We start from the raw sequence: 19660 nt of genomic DNA, 5'->3' as shown, positions 1-19660 counted from the left end.
GAATATGAATTCAAGATCCGCAAACTCTCTTTATGAATGAGGGAGCCTCGGGGGGGCAGGTCAAGATCTAAGCTTGGCTGCCATTTCCTGATGTAAACAACTTCGGATAATCTGCGTTTCACAGTCTATCCTTTGCTTGGGCAGATTGCTAACACCTCACTGGCCTTGTTTCAGAGGGTTGAGCCAGGTGGTTCATTCACATCACTCTGTTTCACAAAGGGCCTCAAGGAACGTCTCCCTTTTACGGCTCTTCAACGATTTACTTAGTCTCTCAAGTCGATAAATCTTCAGGATCGGTCGCCCCGCTGTGCTCCCCGAAGTCGATGCCTTTGCGTGGAATAAGTTGAACCGTTGCGCCCCACCAGAGACTGGTTGGCAATCGCCTGACACACCAAGGACCTTCTTCTTGTCTTGAAAAGCTCAGAGCCTTCCTCCATTCCGGATAGTCTCTACATCGTTTCTCACGATTGCAGGCAAGAAATCCAGTAACTCAGCTGAAGATTGCTGAGCGTCTGTAAGAGCACGGGTCAAATTTATATAGGCATCTCGATGCCAAGAAGAGTTACCAAGCTGAGAACATCCCTCTATTAGGCGATCAAAGTATCCACGCAAATGAACTCTGTAGCACGTGGTCTCTAGCCGAGTGTCGAGCAGAACAGGGCGCCAAATCCAGTTCTCTTTCCCAACGGGCCAAGCATCCATGTTGTCCAAACAGATGCGTCCAAAACTAGGGCAAGGATCGGAGCCATCCCCGGAATAATGGTTCGGGTTTATCTTCGATATCAAGAAGGCCAGTTCATCTATGAAGGTCTGGTTTTCCGTATGCACAAAGAACCTAAGCGCATCCATCACGACAACGGAATTCAGCGCTAACGAGTTGATGAAAAAGAACTTATCTTGTAGTTCCATTTCTTCGAAGGACCCCTTCCCAGTCAAGGGAAGAGCGACTTTGGCTCTGAGCAAATAGGCTAATCCAGAGCCCTCAGGCCCGCCGGATCGGATCCATGTGACCATCAGATCCGTGCGTTTCTTTAGGGCCTCAGGACGTTGAATGTACCGCTCGATGAGTCTCGCCACTTCAGGATCTTCCGGCCATCCCAGCGCGAGAAATTTAAGTACTTCGCCTGTGAATGCATAAGTCAATCCGTCTGACCAGGAGACTAACGTCTCTCGAAGTGGCTCAGTGCGCTCTTCCGATGCAACCAGAATACAGGCGTAAATCAAGTTGCAGACCGAAGCATTCGACGGGGAGAATTTGCGTTCGGCGGTATCGCGCCAATCTTGGTGAAGGTTGGCCGCCGGCCCCATTACCGATTGGAGAACTACATCCACAATTTGTTGGCTATTTTCATCTTCACCATCAAAGGCGTTGAGCCAGTCAAAAACAATTTGAACACCCGCATTCAGGTGATGGTCTTGTTCAAGCATCCCTCGAAGTGCCAAGACTTGGTCAGACACGGGCGGACTGGCTTCGATAAATCGTTCAACCGCGTTTTTGATTTGATTCTTGTCACGACTGACTTTTGGCAAACCTCTGAAGATACGACCGGACAGATCTTTGGGGTCATAACTTTCCAGCACACGCAAAACGGCTTGAGCACTGTCATCGCACAGATTGCCTTGATCCAACAAATGAGGAAGGAAGTGGTTGACCTCTTCAGTATGGGCCCCGTCTTTAAACCGGTCGAATGCCCATTGTCGCACGTCATTCATCGTCTTCGGATTGGACAGCAACGACTGGAAGATATTCGCCCGCGCCTGCGGATGCATATCCGTCTCTAGGTAGTCAAATGCGCATGTCACAGCGACATCGTCGCCATCTTCGGCATGTGCGAGCAACTCCCTTACAAGCTCATAATGAACTTTCACGTAAGTTCGCTTTTCTAACCAAGTACGAGAGGCGTTAACCGCTGCATCCTGAACTTCGGTTCGCTTCACCAAGTAATTGAGAAGATTTCCCAGATCAGAGCGCTCGATCCGTTGAGAGACCCAATTCATTGCTCGCTCGTCGATGTTGTAGCTTTGAGCTTGAGGTAGGCGAACCAATTTGCAATACAAGTTTGTGACGCTTGATAAGTCTGGATTATCATCTATCCATGACAACGCGGTTTCGACATCGTCGGGTCCTGCCGCATCTCTGTTCAGCAATGCTTCCAAAGCGTTGGCTGCTCCGGGGAACTTTCCAAAGCTAGAAACCCAATGTCTGACTGTCTTAACGATACCGATATCGTTAGGTCTGTGTTTTAACAACTTTACCAATGTGTTGGAGGCTTCCGGAGTGTTCCATTCCTGAAGGAAAAGATCCTTATAGCTCGCGATCATTCTGTCTGAAATCTGGCGTGCCTCATCTGGTCGGTCGATCTTTGTTAAGACTTCTGCGTATCGATCCAAAGCGGACGCTTTCAAGGCCAGTTTTACAGACTGAGAACGGTCTAACTCGTCAAGCAGGTCCTTGAGGCACTCCGCTTGACTTTCCGACGCGCGCTGGTCTCGTCTGATATTGGAAAGAGTGTCCAGAGCATTGACCCTTTGTTCGGCCAGTTCAGGATGGTCAGAGGTTTGATCAACGATGCATTGAAATTGGTCTGCCGCATAGGAGAGGTCGCCGGTTCGTCTCGCAACGACACCCAGACTCTTGAGAACCTCCAAATGTTCCGGGTGCTGTCCATCAAGTGTCGCGCGACACCGGGCCAATGCATCCTCGAGAGAGGACCGTGCCAATTCCGCGTCATGTCCTGCAACACTGAGGCCCAAACTGCGCAGGACACGCACGCATTCAAGGCTGTTTCGGCCATTCACGTTCTGATAGATGTCGAGAGATTCTTGGAGGTAAGGCAAAGGATCCATTGCTGCATCCCCCAAGTTCGCACGCGCCAAAGCAAAGAGGCCCCAAGCACGGTTGTCCGTTGCTTCTGGCGTCGCCTCCAGAAGTAAACACAGCCACGGTTTGAGAAGTGCTAGCTTGCCGATGGCATAGGTGGGTTCAACGGCCACTTTCATCCAATCGAGCAAGCTGTCATAGCCCAGATTTTGCGAATGATAGCAGGCGGCGAGCAACGCGTGTTCTGTCTCGTTCGAGAACTCTCTTTTTTTGCTGACGAAGGCACGTTCAGGATCTGAATACCTTTCGAAAAGAAAGCTGTGCAGCTCCTGATAAACAACTGGCCTTTCTATTCTGTCCTTTTTTTGCAGTTCCTCCCGCATCAGATCATGCATGACGTGACGACCGCTGTCGTCTTCACGAATGAAGGAACGGCGTAAAAGATCCGCCCAGTTATAGTTGGCGCCCCCCCCAGTCGCCTTTTTGGTAAGATCCACGAAAAGCTGCTCTGTCAGAGTCTCGGGATAGGAGGCCACGTAAAGCGCCTTGCGTTCGCTTTCTGGAAGATGGTTCAGAAACCTGTCCAGCACTTCAGTCCGTGTCTGCCCAAAATCCCCGACCTTTGGTGTTTCACCACGGTTTCGTATGCCGGCATAGGTGTCCACTGCGAGATCAAGATACAAGGGCAGCCCCTTGGTCGCATGGATCAGTTGTTGCCGGATTTCTGGTTCGTCAACGGGTACATTTATCAAGAAAGTGTCGGCTTCCTCGTCGCCTAATTTCGGCAGCGCGGTTTGTTGAAGGTGCTCTTGCCATTCAGCTTCCAACTCTGCCCAACGCAGCTTATCTCGCCCCATGATTACGACAAGCACGCCCGGTATGGATTGGACCAAGTACCGGAACCACGCATCCGCCTGCAACTCACCCCTAGCCAATCCTTCATGGGTATCAACTGTCAAGACCAGCCTATGATAGTCGTGCGCTTCCAATGCCCGTTGGATATCGATCCCAAGAAAAAGCGGCATCTTTGCCAAAAGCTCATTCGGGTTATCCGTGTTCAGGTCTTGCAGGCGCGCTTTGACCTTGTTGTCTTCAAATTTTTTCAAAGAGTTCGAAACGAAACGTGCGCCGTATTTGTAGATCAAATTCAACCCTGGAATAATCTTAGAAACATCAACCAGGATATCCTTCGCCAATTCACCCAGTTCGCCCTCAGACATGTCCAAAAGGTCATTGACAACTTCGCTTTCGCCTTTGCGAAATAGCTTGGGATAGACTTGGTAAATGTCTTCCAGTGGGCGATTCAGTGAAAAATAAAGAACAAAAACAAAGTCGAACGTCGGGAACTTAAAACCTTGCCTTGCAAAGTCTCCACGCACTTTGAGGAGCGCTGTTTCAGGATTGCGATGGCTTTCATTCTTGAAGTCAAGCCTTGCAATCGCCGTGTTATCCGAGCTTTCGATTCTGCGCCGCATTTCCTCCAATAGAGTGGTTTTGCCCTGACCACCAACACCATGCCAGCATAGTATTCGGTAATCATCCTTGGTCTGTTCAAGCCGGTATGCGTGCAGGAAGTCTTCCAAAGGCTCTTCACGGCCGACGAAATCCCTGTTCGGTGTAAATGTTTGAATCAAATGAGGGTTTAAAACCACTAAGCCACCTCCATAGAATCGTGGTTGAGTTTTGCATCTGCCTCTCCCGTGTTCAACGCCCAGGTATGCCACGAATTGCAAAAAAACGAAGACCCATTTCGCTTTGGTCTTGGGCGGTGGGTCGGTGACTTAGGCGCGCGGCTCGATTGAGCAATTCGAACGAGCTTATTGTCATAGCTAACCCAGTGCCCGCTTTTGATGAAACCGCTCACAGCAACATGTTTTCAGAGAACTTCCGGTTGTCGCCAGTGCTGCTTTTCGCTGTTGTTGCGAAGCGCGCAAAGCGGACTTGCTGAGCTTGATCTCCAATGTCAGCTTCGTCCGCATAACAGAAGTCTAGTTATAAGTTGGGTATGTCGGGTCCGCGCCTATACCTGACATTTCAATTGCGTTCGGCAACGGTGGTTGCGCTCTCCCGCAACCAACTTAACTTCCGAAGCGCCCATAGATGCTAGACCTGGGGCGCTTTCGTCGTTTTTGGGTATGAGTGCCATGCATTGTGCTACAGAGGTGCTACGTAAGCGGTGCATATAGGTTCTGAAAAACCCCTAACATACATGTGACGTGACACCGGCGGTAGGGCGGTTAGGCTCCGCCGCATGATGTATCGATTGCTTTGCCTGATCCTGCTGGCTGCGACACCGGCCCTTGCCGTGAGCCCCTCGAATGCCGAGTGCCATGGCGATACCGCCTGTGACCTCGGAGGCCGATCCTATCATGTGCTGGAACCCGAAGGCTGGGATGGGGAAACGCCCCTGCCGGTTCTGCTGCATTTTCACGGTTGGGCGCGACAGGGGACTGTGGTGGTGAACCACCAACGGATTGCCGGGGCCACAACCCTGCGCGGCGTTCTTCTGGTCGCCCCCAACGGGCTGGGCAAAAGCTGGGATTTCTGGTCGCCCCAAACCGATGACGTCGGTTTTGCCGACCGTGTGCTTGAAGATGTCGCCAAGCGCTATCCGGTGGATGCGGATCGTATCTATGTCTCGGGTTATTCCTTTGGCGGCGCGATGGCGTGGCGCTATGTCTGTCAGTCGGGTGACGGGGTTGCGGCCTTGCTGGCGGTGGCGGGCAGTATTCGCCAGACCGAGGATTGCCCGCAGGCCCCGGCTCAGGTCCGTCATGTTCATGGCACCGATGACACGGTGATGGATTTCCCCTTTGGTCCCGGCGGCGACACCACCTATCCGGTGGCGCTGTGGCGGGCGAAATATGGCTGCGAAACCGCAACCCCGCGTGGCGATTGGAGCGTGGTGCCGATCCTGACCCTCAGCCGAGTGGAATGGACCGATTGCGCACAAGGGCAGGTGGTGCTGGATACCCATCCCGGCGGGCATTTCATCCCGCATGGCTGGATCGGGCGACAGCTGGATGAACTTTTGGGCCGCACCCCGACCTATCCGTGACCCGGAATCCGGCCAAGGCTTGCACCTTGGCCCATTCTTTGTCATTGCCATTGCCGACTGGACATTTGCCAAAAAAGGCCCCGTGCGATGAAATTCACTCTTTCCTGGCTCAAGGATCACCTGGAAACCGACGCATCGGTCGATGAGATTGCCGAGGCACTGACCGATCTCGGGCTTGAGGTCGAAGAGATCGTCAATCCCGCCGACCGGTTGGCGGGCTTTACGCTGGGCCATGTGAAACATGCCGAAAAACACCCCGACGCCGACAAGCTGCGCGTCTGCACGGTGGCGACCGATGAGGGCGATCTGCAGATCATCTGCGGTGCGCCCAACGCGCGCGAAGGCATCACCGTCGTGGTCTGCAAGCCGGGCATGTATATCCCCGGTCTGGATATCACCATCAATGTCGGCAAGATCCGCGGCGTCGAAAGCTTTGGCATGATGGCCTCGGAGCGCGAGTTGGAGCTGTCGGACGAGCATGACGGCATTATCGAGCTGCCCTCGGGCGAGGTCGGTGACCGGTTTGTCGATTGGCTGGCCGAGAATGACCCCTCAAAGGTCGACCCGATGATCGAGATTGCGATTACCCCCAACCGTCCCGATGCTTTGGGCGTGGCGGGTATTGCGCGCGATCTAGCCGCGCGTGGCATCGGCAAGCTGAAAGAGCGGGATTATGTCCCGGTGCCGGGTGATTTCGACAGTCCGATCAAGGTGACGATTGACGAGGATACGCTGGACGGTGCGCCGCATTTCACCGGGCGTCTGATCCGGGGGGTCAAGAACGGCCCCAGCCCGCAATGGCTGCAGGATCAACTGCGCGCTATCGGTCTGCGTCCGATCTCGGCCCTGGTGGACATCACCAACTATATGACCTTCGATCACAACCGTCCGCTGCATGTGTTCGACGCCGACAAGGTGCAGGGTAACTTGAGGGTGCATCGCGCCAAGGGTGGTGAGACGCTGGTGGCGCTGGATGAGAAAGAATACACCCTGCAGCCCGGCATGATGGTGATTTCGGATGATAACGGCCCGGAATCCATTGCTGGTATCATGGGCGGTGAGGGAACCGGCTGTACCGAAGAGACCGTCAACGTGTTCCTCGAAAGCGCGTTCTGGGATCATGTGCAGATTGCTCTGACGGGGCGGGCGCTGAAGATCAACTCGGACGCGCGGTATCGGTTCGAACGTGGGGTCGATCCCGAATACACGCTGGAAGGGCTGGAACACGCGACGCAGATGATTCTGGATATCTGCGGTGGTGAGGTGTCCAAGGTTGTTGAGGCAGGCAAAGCGCCCAATCATGCGCGCGCCTACAAGCTGGATGCGGAACGGGTGCAGTCTCTGGTCGGTATGGATATTCCTGAAAGCGAGCAGCGTCAGACCCTGACCCGGTTGGGTTTCCGTCTGGACGGTGACATGGCCCATGTGCCCAGCTGGCGTCCTGATGTCATGGGTGAGGCTGATCTGGTCGAAGAGGTCGCCCGGATCGCGTCCCTGACCAAGCTGCAAGGCAAACCGCTGCCGCGTGTGACCGATGGCATCCCGAAACCGGTGATGACACTGACGCAGCGCCGTCAGTCGATGGCGCGGCGCACCTGCGCGGCGTTGGGCTACAACGAATGCGTCAGCTATACCTTCATCGATCAGGCCTCGGCCGCGCTGTTTGGCGGTGGTGATGAGGTGACGCAGTTGGAGAACCCAATCTCATCCGAGATGAGCCATATGCGCCCCGATCTGCTGCCCGGCCTGTTGCAGGCCGCCGCCCGCAATCAGGCGCGTGGCTATGCGGATGTGGCGCTGTTCGAGGTTGGTCCGGTATTTCACGATGGCGAACCCGGCGATCAGACCACCCAGATCACCGGCCTGCTGGTCGGTCGCAATGGGCCCAAGGACGTGCAGGGCGCATCCCGCCCGGTGGATGTGTTCGATGCCAAGGCCGATGCCGAGGCTGTGCTGGCCGCCATTGGTGCGCCCGCCAAGGTTCAGATTCTGCGCGATGGCGATGCCTGGTGGCACCCGGGTCGTCATGGCAAGATCTGTCTGGGCCCGAAAAAGGTGCTGGGCGTGTTTGGTGAGCTGCATCCGCGTATTTTGCAGGCGATGGATATCAAGGGTCCGGCGATGGCCTTCACCATCTGGCCCGATCAGGTGCCGCTGCCGCGCAAATCCGGTGCCACCCGCTCGGCGCTGGAACTGCGCGACCTGCAAGCGGTCGAGCGTGACTTTGCCTTTGTTGTCGATGCGGGGGTCGAGGCGCTGACTCTGGTCAATGCCGCTGCTGGTGCTGACAAGGCGCTGATCGAGGAGGTTCGTGTTTTCGACGAGTTTATCGGCGGCAGCCTGGGTGAGGGCAAGAAATCGCTGGCGATCACCGTGCGCCTGCAGCCCTCGGACGCGACGCTGAAGGAAAAGGACATTGAGGCGGTCAGCGCCAAGATTGTCGAGAAGGTCGCCAAGGCAACGGGCGGTACGCTGCGGGGCTGAGGTCGGATCGCCTCCGGCGGGAGTATTTGTGAAAAGATGAAGGGGCGGGCGCGCCCCTTTTTTGCGTGAGGAGGAGAAAGAGATGCTGAAGGTTTATTTGTCGGGTGAGATTCACACGGACTGGCGGGAGCAGATCATTGATGGGGCGCAGGGGTTGGATATCTCGTTCAGTAGCCCGGTGACCGATCATGGTGCCAGCGACGATTGCGGTGTGGCGATTCTGGGGGCCGAGCCGAACAAGTATTGGCATGACCACAAGGGCGCGATGGTTAATGCGATCCGTACCCGCAAGGGCATCGCTGACGCGGATGTGGTCGTGGTGCGGTTCGGGGATAAGTACAAACAGTGGAATGCGGCGTTTGACGCAGGCTATGCGGCGGCATTGGGCAAGTCGATCATCGTTTTGCATGGCCCCGATCATCAGCACGCGCTGAAAGAGGTGGACGCGGCGGCGCTGGCCGTGGCTGAGGAGCCGCGTCAGGTGGTGGATATCCTGCGTTATGTGCTGACCGGGGCCTTGCCCGGTTGAGTCTATCCGGTGGATGCCGGGGCTGGCATCCACCTTCGGGAGGCGGCGATTTAGCCGCGTTCCGGGATCGCCAGACCTTTTTGCACGGCGGGGCGGTCGAGGAAGCGGTCGAGATAAGCCACCACATGGGAATAATCCTCCCAGCCCAGCATCTCTTTCGCGCCGTAGAAATCCAGCGCCCGCAGCCAGGGCGCGATGGCGATATCGGCGACCGAATAGTCCCCGGCGATCCAGTCCTGCCCGTCCAGTTGGGTGTTCAGGACATTCAGCAGGCGCTTGGCCTCGTTGGCATAACGTTCGCGGGGGCGGGGGTCTTCGATGTCCTTGCCGGCGAATTTGTGGAAAAAGCCCAGCTGCCCGAACATCGGGCCAACGCCGCCCATCTGATACATCAGCCATTGGGTGATGCGGTGCCTGTCGGACGTGCTTTCGCCTAGATACTTTCCTGATTTTTCCGCCAGATACAGAAGGATCGCGCCACTTTCGAACAAGCCGATGGGCGCGCCGTCCGGGCCGTTCGGATCGATGATGGCGGGGATCTTGTTGTTGGGGTTCAGCGACAGAAACTCGGGGCTTTTGACATCCGCATCGGCCAGCGTGACCAGATGTGCCTCATACGGCAGGCCGGTTTCTTCCAGCATGATCGAGGCTTTGACGCCGTTGGGCGTGGGGTAGGAGTAAAGCTGAATGACCGAAGGATCTTTGGCGGGCCACTTGTCGGTGATGGAATAGGGGGCAAAGGGGGGCATGGGGACTCCTGCAATTAGGTCTGTTCGGGGAAAAATAGGCGCGCTTTCCCATAAAAACATACATTTAATAGTGCAATTAGCGCACAATTGCCCTGCGCCCATGCGCGAACAGAGGCGTAAAGTGCCGAACAAACGGGAAAGAGGGAAGATATGATTCAGGAATTCAAGACGTTCATTGCCAAGGGCAATGTCATGGACATGGCAGTTGGTATCATCATCGGCGCGGCCTTTACCGCAATCGTTACATCTTTGGTGGGTGATCTGATCAACCCGCTTATCGGGCTGTTCACGGGCGGGATCGACTTTACCAACAACTATGCAGTTCTGGCCGGCGATGTTGCCGAAGGTGCAAGCCTTGAGGCCGCGCGGGAGACCGGCGCATCGGTCTTTGCCTATGGCGCTTTCATCATGGCGATCATCAACTTTCTGATCATCGCCTGGGTCGTGTTCATGCTGGTGAAGATGGTCAACCGGGTCAAGGATGCAGCCGCCGAGCAGGAAGAAGAGGCCGAAGCGGCACCTGCGGGTCCGAGCGAACTGGATATCCTGATGGAAATCCGAGATGCTCTGAAAAAATAGTCATTGCGATAAGCGCAAGACAGGGCCCCGCTGAACAGGCGGGGTCCGTTTTTCTGGATTGATTGAAAAAGGAAAGAGCCAAGATGGATCAGACGATCGAAATGGCAAATCAGGCGATGGACATGGCGAACGGGTATTTGCCGGTCCTGTTGAATGCGGGCAAGGCTCTGATTGTCCTGATATTGGGTTGGATCGTGGCTGGGGTTGTGGCGGGTGTTGTGCGCCGTCGCATCAACAACACGCCTCAGATCGACCCGACATTGGGCAATTTTGCCGCCAGCATGATCAAATGGGCCATTCTGGCCATGGTGCTGGTCGCCGTGCTGGGCATCTTCGGGATCGAGGCCACCAGTATCGTCGCCATTCTGGGCGCGGCTTCGCTGGCTATCGGTCTGGCGTTGCAAGGCACGTTGAGCGATCTGGCTGCTGGCGTCATGCTGGTTGTGTTCCGGCCCTACAAGCTGGGTCAATATGTGGATATCGGCGGCACCGCGGGCACAGTGAAGGATCTGAACCTGTTCACCACAGAATTGGTCACGCCGGATAATGTGCAGATCATCGTGCCCAACGGGCAAGCCTGGGGATCGGTGATCACCAACTACTCGGCCCATGACACGCGCCGGGTCGATCTGGTGTTTGGCATCGATTACGGGGACAGTGCGGATCAGGCGATGCAGATCATTCTGGACATCGCCAAGGCGGATGAGCGCATCATGAGCGATCCGGAACCTTGGGTGCGGGTGACCAATCTGGGCGACAGCTCGGTCGATCTGACGGCGCGCCTGTGGTGCGCCGCGGCGGATTATTGGGATGTGAAGTTCGAACTGACCAAGACCGTGAAAGAGGCCTTTGATGCCAAGGGTGTATCCATCCCTTATCCGCATTCGGTCGAGATTCAGAAAAAGGGTTAACGCTCCCGCCCGTCGAGCGGGCATTGGAAATGCCCTCCTCCGGTTGGGCCCGGCGCCGCGCAATGCGCGGCGCCTTTGTTCTTGTGGCAACGGTTGTGGGCTGATCCCGCGCCGCGCATCGCGCGGCGCCCGGCCCAACGCTGTAAAGCCTCCCCGTCAGAGGAGGCTTTCAGGGGCGGGAGCCCTTACGCGTTGACGATCTCTTCCGGAGAAACAACGTCCAAGCCCAGTGCGACACCAACCGCGTCATAGGTCAGCTGACCGGCATGCACGTTCAGGCCCGCCAGCAGGTGCGGATCGTCCTGACAGGCTTTCTTCCAGCCTTTGTCGGCCAGCGCCAGCATGAACGGCATGGTCGCGTTGCCCAGCGCGATGGTCGAGGTGCGTGCAACCGCACCCGGCATGTTGGCCACGCAATAGTGCATGACACCGTCGACCTCATAGATCGGCTCGGCGTGGGTGGTGGCCTTCGAGGTCTCAAAGCAGCCGCCCTGGTCGATGGCGACGTCAACCAGAACCGCGCCGGGTTTCATGGTGGACAGTTGCTCACGGGTGATCAGCTTGGGGGCTGCCGCACCGGGGATCAGAACCGCGCCGATAACCATATCAGCGTCCTGGATCAGCTCAGCCGTGGCACCTGCGGTCGAGTACTGGCTTTTGAACGTACCGCCAAACACATCATCCAGATACCGCAGGCGGGGCAGCGAGCGGTCCAGAACCGTAACATCCGCGCCCATGCCGGCCGCGATCTTGGCTGCGTGGGTGCCCACAACACCGCCGCCGATGACGATGACCTTCGCCGGGCCAACACCCGGGACGCCGCCCATCAGAACACCGCGGCCACCGTTGGCCTTTTGCAGGGTCCACGATCCGACCTGAGGAGCCAGACGACCGGCAACTTCGGACATCGGGGCCAGCAGCGGCAGGCCGCCATTGCGGTCGGTTACGGTTTCATAGGCAATCGCGGTACAACCCGAGGCCAGCAGATCATGGGTCTGATCCGGATCGGGTGCCAGGTGCAGGTAGGTGAACAGCAGCTGGCCTTCGCGCAGCATCTTGCGCTCGACCGCCTGGGGTTCTTTGACCTTGACGATCATGTCCGCCGAGGCAAAGACCTCGGCTGCGGTGTCAACGATGCTGGCACCGGCGGCGACATAAGCGTCGTTGTCAAAGCCTGCGCCCAGACCGGCACCTGTTTCAATAATGACCTCGTGGCCACGGGCCACGGCCTCTTGCGCGGCATTCGGTGTCATACCGACACGGAATTCCTGAGGTTTGATTTCCTTGGGGCAACCGATTTTCATGTGAGTCTCCGTCCATAAACTGCCCAAATTATGGGCAGATGGCGACGCAATTTCTGTGAAACTCTGCTTGCCAATGCGTGACGCTATGGGAGATTATTCGACGAATAATCTAAATCACGCAATGGATGTGCGCCAATGAGTATAGATGCAACCGATCGAAAGATTCTTGCCGTTGTGCAGCGCAAAGGGCGGGTGTCGAATGCTGAGCTGTCCGATCAGGTAAATCTGTCGCCCTCGGCCTGTCATCGACGGGTGCAGCGACTAGAAAGTGAGGGCTATATCAAGGACTATGTGGCCCTGCTGGACGCCCGCAAGCTGAACGTCCCCACCACCGTGTTTGTCGAGATCACCTTGCAGGGGCAGGCCGAAGAGGTGCTGGAGGGGTTCGAAAAAGCCGTGGCCCGGATACCGGACGTGCTGGAATGCCATCTGATGGCCGGATCGGCGGATTACCTGTTGAAGGTCGTCGCCGAAAACACCGAGGATTTCGCGCGCATTCACCGGCAATACCTGTCGCGCCTGCCCGGTGTGGCGCAGATGCAAAGCTCATTCGCGCTACGCACCGTGTTCAAGACCACGGCGCTGCCGGTTTGAAGTGGCTCACGCTGGACCGGGATAGGTGAACAGGGTCAGGTGCAGTATGTTGAACGTGAAATGCATCAGGACGGGCACCCAAAGGCGCCCGGTCGCCCAATAGCCCAGACCGCAGGCCAGACCCAGAAGGGTGGCGGAGCCGATCAACACGGGCCCTCCGCCGAAATGGGCCAGACCGAACAACAGGCTGGCCGCGATCAGCCCGGTTGCCGCACCCAGACGGGCACCTATGACGGATTGCAGGTAGCCGCGAAAAAAGACCTCTTCCGTCAGGCAGGTCAGGAACAGGTTCGACAAGGCAAAGATCAGCCACCACGGTGGCAGGCCGAATTCGGGCCGGACCGCGCCGGATAGGCCCCCCAGCAGCAGTAGGGCGGGCAAAAGGGTCAGACCGGTAACCAGCGGCCACACCCTCAGAGTGGACCCGCCGTTCAGGATCGCGGGCCAGGCCAGCAGCACCGTGAAGAACACCATGGGTTTGTCGAGGTTCAGATACATCGTGAACGGCGCACTGCCCGGTCCCGCATGGACCTGATCCAGCACCAGCAGGTTGTGCACTCCGGGCAGCAGGTGCGCCCCCAGGGCAAGGCTCCATGCGACCAACGCAAGATGACCCGCAAGGGCCGCGCCTCCGCGCAACCGTGGCAGATAGGCCGCGCCCAAAAGGCCCAGAGCCATGACTGCAACAGCCGTCACCGTGATCAGGCCGGTGAACAGCGCCACCAGACCGAACAGGCCAAGCAACCCCAGGCCCAACCACCAATTCCGGGTCAGGGTGGCGATCTGGGCGGTGATCAGGATCAGCCAGGGCCAGATCACAGGCAGCGATGCGAAAAAGACTGTCACAATACTCTCCAGGTTCTGCGGATAGTGATGCAGGCTGCGCAGGGGCAATAGCAAGGGTGTGAATCGGGGGCTTTTGGCACCTCCACCGCTTGTATCCCGCGCCGGACCGGGCCACATTCAGGTTTTGCAACAGGCATTCATGTCAGACGGCGGTGACATCTGCCGGTTACACAGCCCCGCTAGAATGCGCCGCCGTTGACAGATAAGGAGCGAACCTTGGCACAGGACAGGAACGACACGTCCAAAGACTGGCTTGAGGCCGAGCTTGAGGATTCGCTGGACGAAGATATCGAGATCGAGTTCAGCGAGCCGATGCTGTCGATGGAGGTCCGCAGGATCTACAAGGGCCAGCATCCGGAAATGCTGGACCGCAAGACCTATTTCCGCAATCTGCTGCGTCTGCAGGCCGAACTAATCAAGGTGCAGGACTGGGTGGTGCATTCCGGTGCCAAGGTCTGCATCCTGTTCGAAGGCCGGGACAGCGCCGGCAAGGGGGGCGTGATCAAACGGATCACCCAGCGCCTGAACCCGCGTGTGGCGCGCGTGGTCGCCTTGCCCGCACCCAGCCGCCGGGAACAAAGCCAGTGGTATTTCCAGCGCTACGTGCCGCATCTGCCTGCGGCCGGGGAGATCGTGTTTTTCGACCGGTCCTGGTACAACCGCGCCGGGGTCGAGCGGGTGATGGGCTTTGCCGATGAAGATCAGGTGGAGCAGTTCTTTCAGGACGTTCCCGAATTTGAACGGATGCTGGTCCGGTCGGGGATCATTCTGCTGAAATACTGGTTCTCGATCACCGATGAGGAACAGCAGCTGCGCTTTTTGATGCGCATCCATGATCCGATGAAACAGTGGAAACTGTCACCGATGGATCTGGAATCCCGTGTCCGGTGGGAGGCTTATACCAAAGCCAAGGAGGACATGTTCTTCCGCACCAACATTCCCGAGGCCCCCTGGTATATCGTTGAAGGCAATGACAAGAAACGCGAACGCCTGAACTGCATCGAGCATCTGTTGACCAAAATCCCCTACGAGGATGTTCCGCAGGACAAGGTCAACCTGCCCGACCGCCGCTATAACCCGGAATACGAACGGCGCATCCTGCCGGATGAGCTGTATGTGCCCAAGGTGTACTAGCACCAAAGGATTGGCGCGCGAGGGGGGCGGATGTTCCTCGCGCGCCGGATGGATCGTTAGCCGAAATCCATCATGCAGGTGGTTTCGAAATAGGTGAAATCGCCATAGTCATCCCGGACGATATCGACCTCGTCCGTTGGCGTCATAGCGTCGCTGTCATCCACATCCGTCACCAGTTCAAACTCATCCGCTGCGGGATCGTTGCCATAGGCCCTGTCCCAGTCGAACTGGTTCAAACGGTCCCGAAGATCGGTCAGAAGCATCTCAATCTCAGCCAGAAACGCCTGAACGTCGAACATTTCGGGTTCGGGCGTTTCCGGGGCCGGGGTTTCGACCTCGGTCACGTCTTCGTCTGGTGTCTCGGTCGGAGTTTCCGCGACCGGGGTCTCTGGCTCGGGCGTTTCGTCAACGGGTGTGTCATCGACAACCACGTCGTCGACCGGTGTTTCGGTCGGGGTCTCTGGATCTTCGGTCTCGGCAACAGGGGTTTCCGGTTCCGGTGTTTCGCCCACTGGCGTGTCGTCCTCGACCACCTCGTCATCCGGGGTTTCGGCCGGTGTTTCCGGCTCTTCGGTTTCGGCGACAGGGGTATCCTCGGCGGGTGTATCATCCTCGACCACTTCACCTGTGGGCGTTTCAGGATCATCGGTTTCCGTGACTGGCGTTTCCGGCTCTGGCGTTTCGACTTCGGCGACCGGGTCTTCGGCGGGTTGTTCCGGCGGTTCGACCACCGGGTTGGCCGGGTCCGTCACGTCCGGATCGGGGGTTGCGACCACGGGGTCAGCGGGCTGGCTGACATCTTCATCCGTTGCGGGCGCACCATTATCCAGCATCACCATCGCATCGGTTGTGGCAAAATTCTGTGTCACCATCACCGCGTCAAAACCCTGCATATCGCCGGTTTCAATCCCGATCCCGATATATTTGAAATCAGGGTTCAGGATGTTGGCCCGGTGGCCGGGGCTGGCCATCAGGTTTTCATGCAGTTGCGCGACATCGTCGCTGATCCCCGGATCACCGCGTTCGGATTGCCAGGCGATATTCTCGCCCGAGCGCCAGTTGCCGGTAAAGTCGAACCCGGCGGCCTCCATCCGTTGTGTGGCAGTGGAACCGCCCGATCCGGTATGGCTGAAATTGTCGGTATCCAGCATCCAGGTGCTGTGATCCTCGGACGATTCGTTCAGCTGGGTTTCCAATTGCAACGGGTCCAGCCCGTGCGCTGCGCGTTCCTGATTGATCAACGCCAGCATTTCCAGTTCGACCGTGCTTGCTGTGGACATGATGTGCCTCCGTATATTGTTATGTCTGAGTGGACGGGCTCAGTTACCGGCCCGCATCAAAGACTGAACAGAGGCGCGCAAAGCATGGGCGTTTTTCGGCAGGGGAATGCAACCGAACGGGGATTCGCTGTGCTGTAATATGCCGACAAAACGGGCAACGCCCCGATCGGCAGGTTGCCGCGTTGCGCATGTCCGGCAACCGGCAGATTCTTACTGACCTGAAAACGACAAACCCCCGGGCGGGGCCTCGGGGGTCGTCAAATAGTGTCATCCAAAGCTGGACGAGTCTCGGGTCTCAGAGAAGACCTTCGCGCTGTGCTTTCTTACGTGCCAGTTTACGGGCACGGCGGATCGCTTCAGCTTTCTCGCGCGCTTTTTTCTCGGACGGTTTCTCGAAATGTTGCTTCAGCTTCATTTCACGGAACACGCCTTCGCGCTGCAGCTTTTTCTTCAGGGCACGAAGCGCCTGATCGACGTTATTGTCGCGAACACTAACCTGCATGTGGTTGTCACCACCTTTCTAGATAGAGTTGCAAGGAAATTGCAGGAGGTGGCCGTATAGCAAAGCGTGCCTAACTTGTCTAGTACTGGGCCTGCAACGCCGGAGAACCGCCATGACCGTGACCTATGAAGACGCCAAACAGCAATTGCTGGACGCCATGCTGGGCCATGTGCCCTTTGACGGCTGGTCCGAAACCAGCTTTCGCGAGGCGATTGTGGATACCGGACTGGAGGACGGTCTGGCCCGCGCCATCTGCCCACGCGGCGCGGTTGATCTGGCGCTGGCCTTTCACGCACGCGGCGATGCCGAGATGCTGCGGCGAATCGAGGCCGAGGATCTGAGCGGGCTGAAATTCCGCGACAAGATCGCCGCCGCCGTCCGCTTTCGCCTTCAGGCGGTCTCGGACAAAGAGGCGGTGCGCCGGGGTGTGACGCTGTTTGCGCTGCCGATGCATGCGGCTGACGGGGCCAAGGCGGTCTGGGGCACCTGCGATCACATCTGGACCGCGCTGGGCGATACGTCCGAGGACGTGAATTGGTATTCCAAACGCGCGACTCTGTCGGCGGTCTATTCCTCGACCCTGCTGTATTGGCTGGGCGATGACAGCCCCGATCATCAGGCCACGTGGGAGTTTCTGGACCGCCGGATCGAAGGCGTGATGCAGTTCGAAAAGCTCAAGGCGCAGGTCAACGGCAACCCGCTGCTGAAACCGTTTCTGGCGGTGCCGAACTGGCTGGCGGGGCAGGTCAAGGCACCGTCCAAAATGAACGCCGACCTGCCGGGGTCTTTGACGCCTCGCAAATAACGCATAATCGACTGGGCCTTTGACCCGATGCCTGTTAGGCAACGGGGAAAGGAGACCGATACGATGACCCAGACGATGCGCGCCGTTGAAATCACCGCACCCGGTGGCCCGGATGTTCTGCAACTGACCGAACGGCCCATGCCCGAGCCCGGCAATGGTCAGGTCGTGTTGAAAGTCGCCTATGCCGGGGTGAACCGTCCGGACGCGCTGCAACGGGCGGGTGCTTATGATCCGCCGCCGGGTGCCAGCGATCTGCCGGGGCTTGAAGCCTCGGGCGAGGTGGTCGCGGTCGGGCCGGGGGTCGAAGGTCTGGCCATTGGCGATCAGGTCTGCGCCCTGCTGCCCGGGGGTGGCTATGCCGAATATGTCGCAACGCCCGCCGCCCATTGCCTGCCCGTGCCCAACGGCATGAGCCTGAAACAGGCCGCCTGCCTACCCGAGACATTCTTTACCGTCTGGTCCAACGTCTTTACGCGCGGTGGCCTGCAGGCGGGTGAGCGTTTTCTAGTCCATGGCGGTTCCAGCGGGATCGGGACGACGGCGATCCAACTGGCCCATGCCTTTGGCGCGCGTGTCTTTGCCACCGCCGGATCGGATGAGAAATGCGCGGCCTGCGTTGAACTGGGCGCCGAAAAGGCGATCAATTACCGGGATGAGGATTTCGTGGCCGCCATGCGGGCCGAGGGCGGCGCGAACCTGATCCTCGACATGGTGGGCGGCGATTACATTCCCCGCAACGTGAAGGCGCTGGCCGAGGATGGGCGGCTGGTCCAGATCGCCTTTCTGCAAGGCCCGGTGGTCGAGCTGAACTTTGCCCTGATGATGGTCAAACGCCTGACTCTGACCGGCAGCACCCTGCGCCCGCAAAGTGATCTGGCCAAAGCACGTATTGCGCAGGATTTACGCGAAGCGGTCTGGCCGCTGCTTGAGGCCGGTAAAGTCGCCCCGGTGATGGACAGTGAATTCGATCTGTCCGAGGCCGCCGCCGCCCATGCGCGCATGGAAAGCTCGGGCCATATCGGCAAGATCGTCCTGAAGGTCGGCGGTTAAGCGACAGCCCTGCGATACAGGTGCCACGTGGCATGCCCCAGCACGGGCATGACCACGATCAGGCCCAGCAGCAGCGGAATGGCCCCAAGGACCAGCAGCGCCGCGACGATGAAGCCCCATGTCAGGATGACACCCGGGTTTTGCCGCAGCACACGGACCGAGGTCACAACGGCCACCGGCAGGCCCACCTTGCGGTCCAGCAACAGCGGAAAGCTGACGACGCTGACAGCCAGCGCGATCAGGGCAAAGACAAAACCGATGGCGGTGCCGAAGATGATCATGGCCCACCCCGCGCCGGTGGTGAAGACCTGCGCGGCAAAGGCGGTGATCGAGGTTGGCGGCTCGGGGCCCAGGGTCTGGACATAGACGCTCTGCGCGACCATCAGCCAGATCAGCAGCAACATGACCAGATAGAACCCAAGCGCCAGAATCGCGCCGAACGATGGCGATCGGAAGACGCCGAACGCGTCCAGCCAATGCGCTGTGCCGCCCTGTTCGCGTTTGCGGCTGATCTCATACAGGCCAACGGCGGCGACGGGTCCGATCAGGGCAAACCCGGCAATCAGCGGCGCCAGCAGCGGGATCATGTCCATGTTCAACCCGATCCCGAACATCAGCAGCCCGGCGATGGGATAGACCAGCACGATGAATATCGCATCCGCCCGGGTTTCCAGAAAATCGCGATACCCGGCTTTCAGACAGGCGCGCAAATCCTGCATCGTCAAGGTCTGCACCATCGGCATGTCCTGTGCCTCAGAACTGCCGAGGGTCGAGACGCTTTCAGCCACGTGATCTCCGGTCGCGCCCAGATTTCGGGCGATCCAGCTGATTGGATTACCGATCGTCTTGTCCATGATCATCCCCTTCCCTGATTTGGGTGTGCTGCGGGATGCATCCGGTGTCAAAAGTTGCCCGTGACCGGATGATCCGGCAACGCCTAATACAACTTTAGCACATTTTCTGTTATTTGTCTGCTCATTGATGCGTGAGCGGGTCCATTGCCCTGTCGCGCAG

The 19660-nt window shown here is 58.0% G+C and carries 16 protein-coding genes; 9 read left to right on the top strand and 7 right to left on the bottom strand.

From position 1 onward, the window contains the following. Positions 1–420: 420 nt before the first annotated feature. On the bottom strand, positions 421–4473 hold the full coding sequence (locus MPJ51_RS08200; RefSeq protein ID WP_298384490.1) for a tetratricopeptide repeat protein: 4053 nt from the start codon (positions 4471–4473) through the stop codon (positions 421–423). 599 nt (positions 4474–5072) lie between these two features. Here MPJ51_RS08200 and MPJ51_RS08195 point away from each other — a divergent pair. The 3 genes from MPJ51_RS08195 (at position 5073) to MPJ51_RS08185 (ending at position 8892) form a co-directional block, all read left to right on the top strand. Further along, complete coding sequence (locus tag MPJ51_RS08195) at positions 5073–5879, top strand: polyhydroxybutyrate depolymerase (protein WP_298384487.1); 807 nt, start codon at positions 5073–5075, stop codon at positions 5877–5879. 87 nt (positions 5880–5966) lie between these two features. Continuing rightward, positions 5967–8363 carry a phenylalanine--tRNA ligase subunit beta gene (gene pheT, locus MPJ51_RS08190; protein WP_298384485.1) on the top strand — a complete coding sequence of 799 codons (2397 nt, stop codon included), beginning with the start codon at positions 5967–5969 and terminating at the stop codon, positions 8361–8363. 82 nt (positions 8364–8445) lie between these two features. Then, complete coding sequence (locus MPJ51_RS08185) at positions 8446–8892, top strand: YtoQ family protein (protein ID WP_298384482.1); 447 nt, start codon at positions 8446–8448, stop codon at positions 8890–8892. A 50-nt stretch (positions 8893–8942) separates the two neighbouring features. Here MPJ51_RS08185 and MPJ51_RS08180 read toward each other — a convergent pair whose 3' ends face one another. Further along, positions 8943–9641 (bottom strand): glutathione S-transferase N-terminal domain-containing protein, encoded by a 699-nt coding sequence (locus tag MPJ51_RS08180; protein WP_298384478.1) that lies wholly within the window; start codon positions 9639–9641, stop codon positions 8943–8945. Positions 9642–9791: 150 nt separating this feature from the next. Between MPJ51_RS08180 and mscL the strand changes: the two genes are divergently transcribed. Together mscL and MPJ51_RS08170 are read left to right on the top strand one after the other, a co-directional pair. After that, positions 9792–10220, top strand: coding sequence for a large conductance mechanosensitive channel protein MscL (mscL, locus tag MPJ51_RS08175; protein ID WP_298384476.1), 429 nt, complete (start codon positions 9792–9794; stop codon positions 10218–10220). Between the two features lie 83 nt (positions 10221–10303). Next, positions 10304–11131 (top strand): mechanosensitive ion channel domain-containing protein, encoded by an 828-nt coding sequence (locus tag MPJ51_RS08170; RefSeq protein ID WP_298384473.1) that lies wholly within the window; start codon positions 10304–10306, stop codon positions 11129–11131. Positions 11132–11316: 185 nt separating this feature from the next. Here MPJ51_RS08170 and ald read toward each other — a convergent pair whose 3' ends face one another. After that, a complete protein-coding gene (gene ald, locus MPJ51_RS08165; protein WP_298384470.1) occupies positions 11317–12435 on the bottom strand; it encodes an alanine dehydrogenase in 1119 nt (372 codons plus the stop codon). Positions 12436–12570: 135 nt separating this feature from the next. Here ald and MPJ51_RS08160 point away from each other — a divergent pair, with 135 nt between their 5' ends. Next, complete coding sequence (locus MPJ51_RS08160) at positions 12571–13029, top strand: Lrp/AsnC family transcriptional regulator (RefSeq protein WP_298384467.1); 459 nt, start codon at positions 12571–12573, stop codon at positions 13027–13029. A 6-nt stretch (positions 13030–13035) separates the two neighbouring features. On the opposite strand, the gene MPJ51_RS08155 is transcribed toward MPJ51_RS08160, so the two are convergent. Then, positions 13036–13875 (bottom strand): CPBP family intramembrane glutamic endopeptidase, encoded by an 840-nt coding sequence (locus MPJ51_RS08155; RefSeq protein ID WP_298384464.1) that lies wholly within the window; start codon positions 13873–13875, stop codon positions 13036–13038. A gap of 216 nt (positions 13876–14091) precedes the next feature. Here MPJ51_RS08155 and ppk2 point away from each other — a divergent pair, with 216 nt between their 5' ends. Next, on the top strand, positions 14092–15009 hold the full coding sequence (gene ppk2, locus MPJ51_RS08150; RefSeq protein ID WP_298384461.1) for a polyphosphate kinase 2: 918 nt from the start codon (positions 14092–14094) through the stop codon (positions 15007–15009). Positions 15010–15065: 56 nt separating this feature from the next. Here the strand turns inward: ppk2 and MPJ51_RS08145 are convergent, their stop codons facing one another. Then, the gene (locus MPJ51_RS08145) at positions 15066–16289 is read right to left on the bottom strand and encodes a CAP domain-containing protein (protein WP_298384459.1); all 1224 of its coding nucleotides are present in this window, start codon (positions 16287–16289) and stop codon (positions 15066–15068) included. A 295-nt stretch (positions 16290–16584) separates the two neighbouring features. Then, positions 16585–16791, bottom strand: coding sequence for a 30S ribosomal protein S21 (gene rpsU, locus MPJ51_RS08140; protein ID WP_005614280.1), 207 nt, complete (start codon positions 16789–16791; stop codon positions 16585–16587). A gap of 112 nt (positions 16792–16903) precedes the next feature. On the opposite strand from rpsU, the gene MPJ51_RS08135 reads away from it, so the two are divergent. Next, the gene (locus tag MPJ51_RS08135; protein WP_298384444.1) at positions 16904–17596 is read left to right on the top strand and encodes a COQ9 family protein; all 693 of its coding nucleotides are present in this window, start codon (positions 16904–16906) and stop codon (positions 17594–17596) included. A 63-nt stretch (positions 17597–17659) separates the two neighbouring features. Continuing rightward, complete coding sequence (locus MPJ51_RS08130; RefSeq protein ID WP_298384441.1) at positions 17660–18646, top strand: NAD(P)H-quinone oxidoreductase; 987 nt, start codon at positions 17660–17662, stop codon at positions 18644–18646. Here the strand turns inward: MPJ51_RS08130 and MPJ51_RS08125 are convergent. Further along, positions 18643–19500 (bottom strand): DUF2189 domain-containing protein, encoded by an 858-nt coding sequence (locus tag MPJ51_RS08125; RefSeq protein ID WP_298384438.1) that lies wholly within the window; start codon positions 19498–19500, stop codon positions 18643–18645. The two genes, MPJ51_RS08130 and MPJ51_RS08125, sit on opposite strands and share 4 nt — an antisense overlap. Between the last annotated feature and the right edge of the window lie 160 nt (positions 19501–19660).

The organism is Ruegeria sp., from assembly GCF_028066395.1.
GTDB lineage: Bacteria > Pseudomonadota > Alphaproteobacteria > Rhodobacterales > Rhodobacteraceae > Ruegeria.
This window is presented reverse-complemented; position numbering and strand designations above follow the sequence as displayed.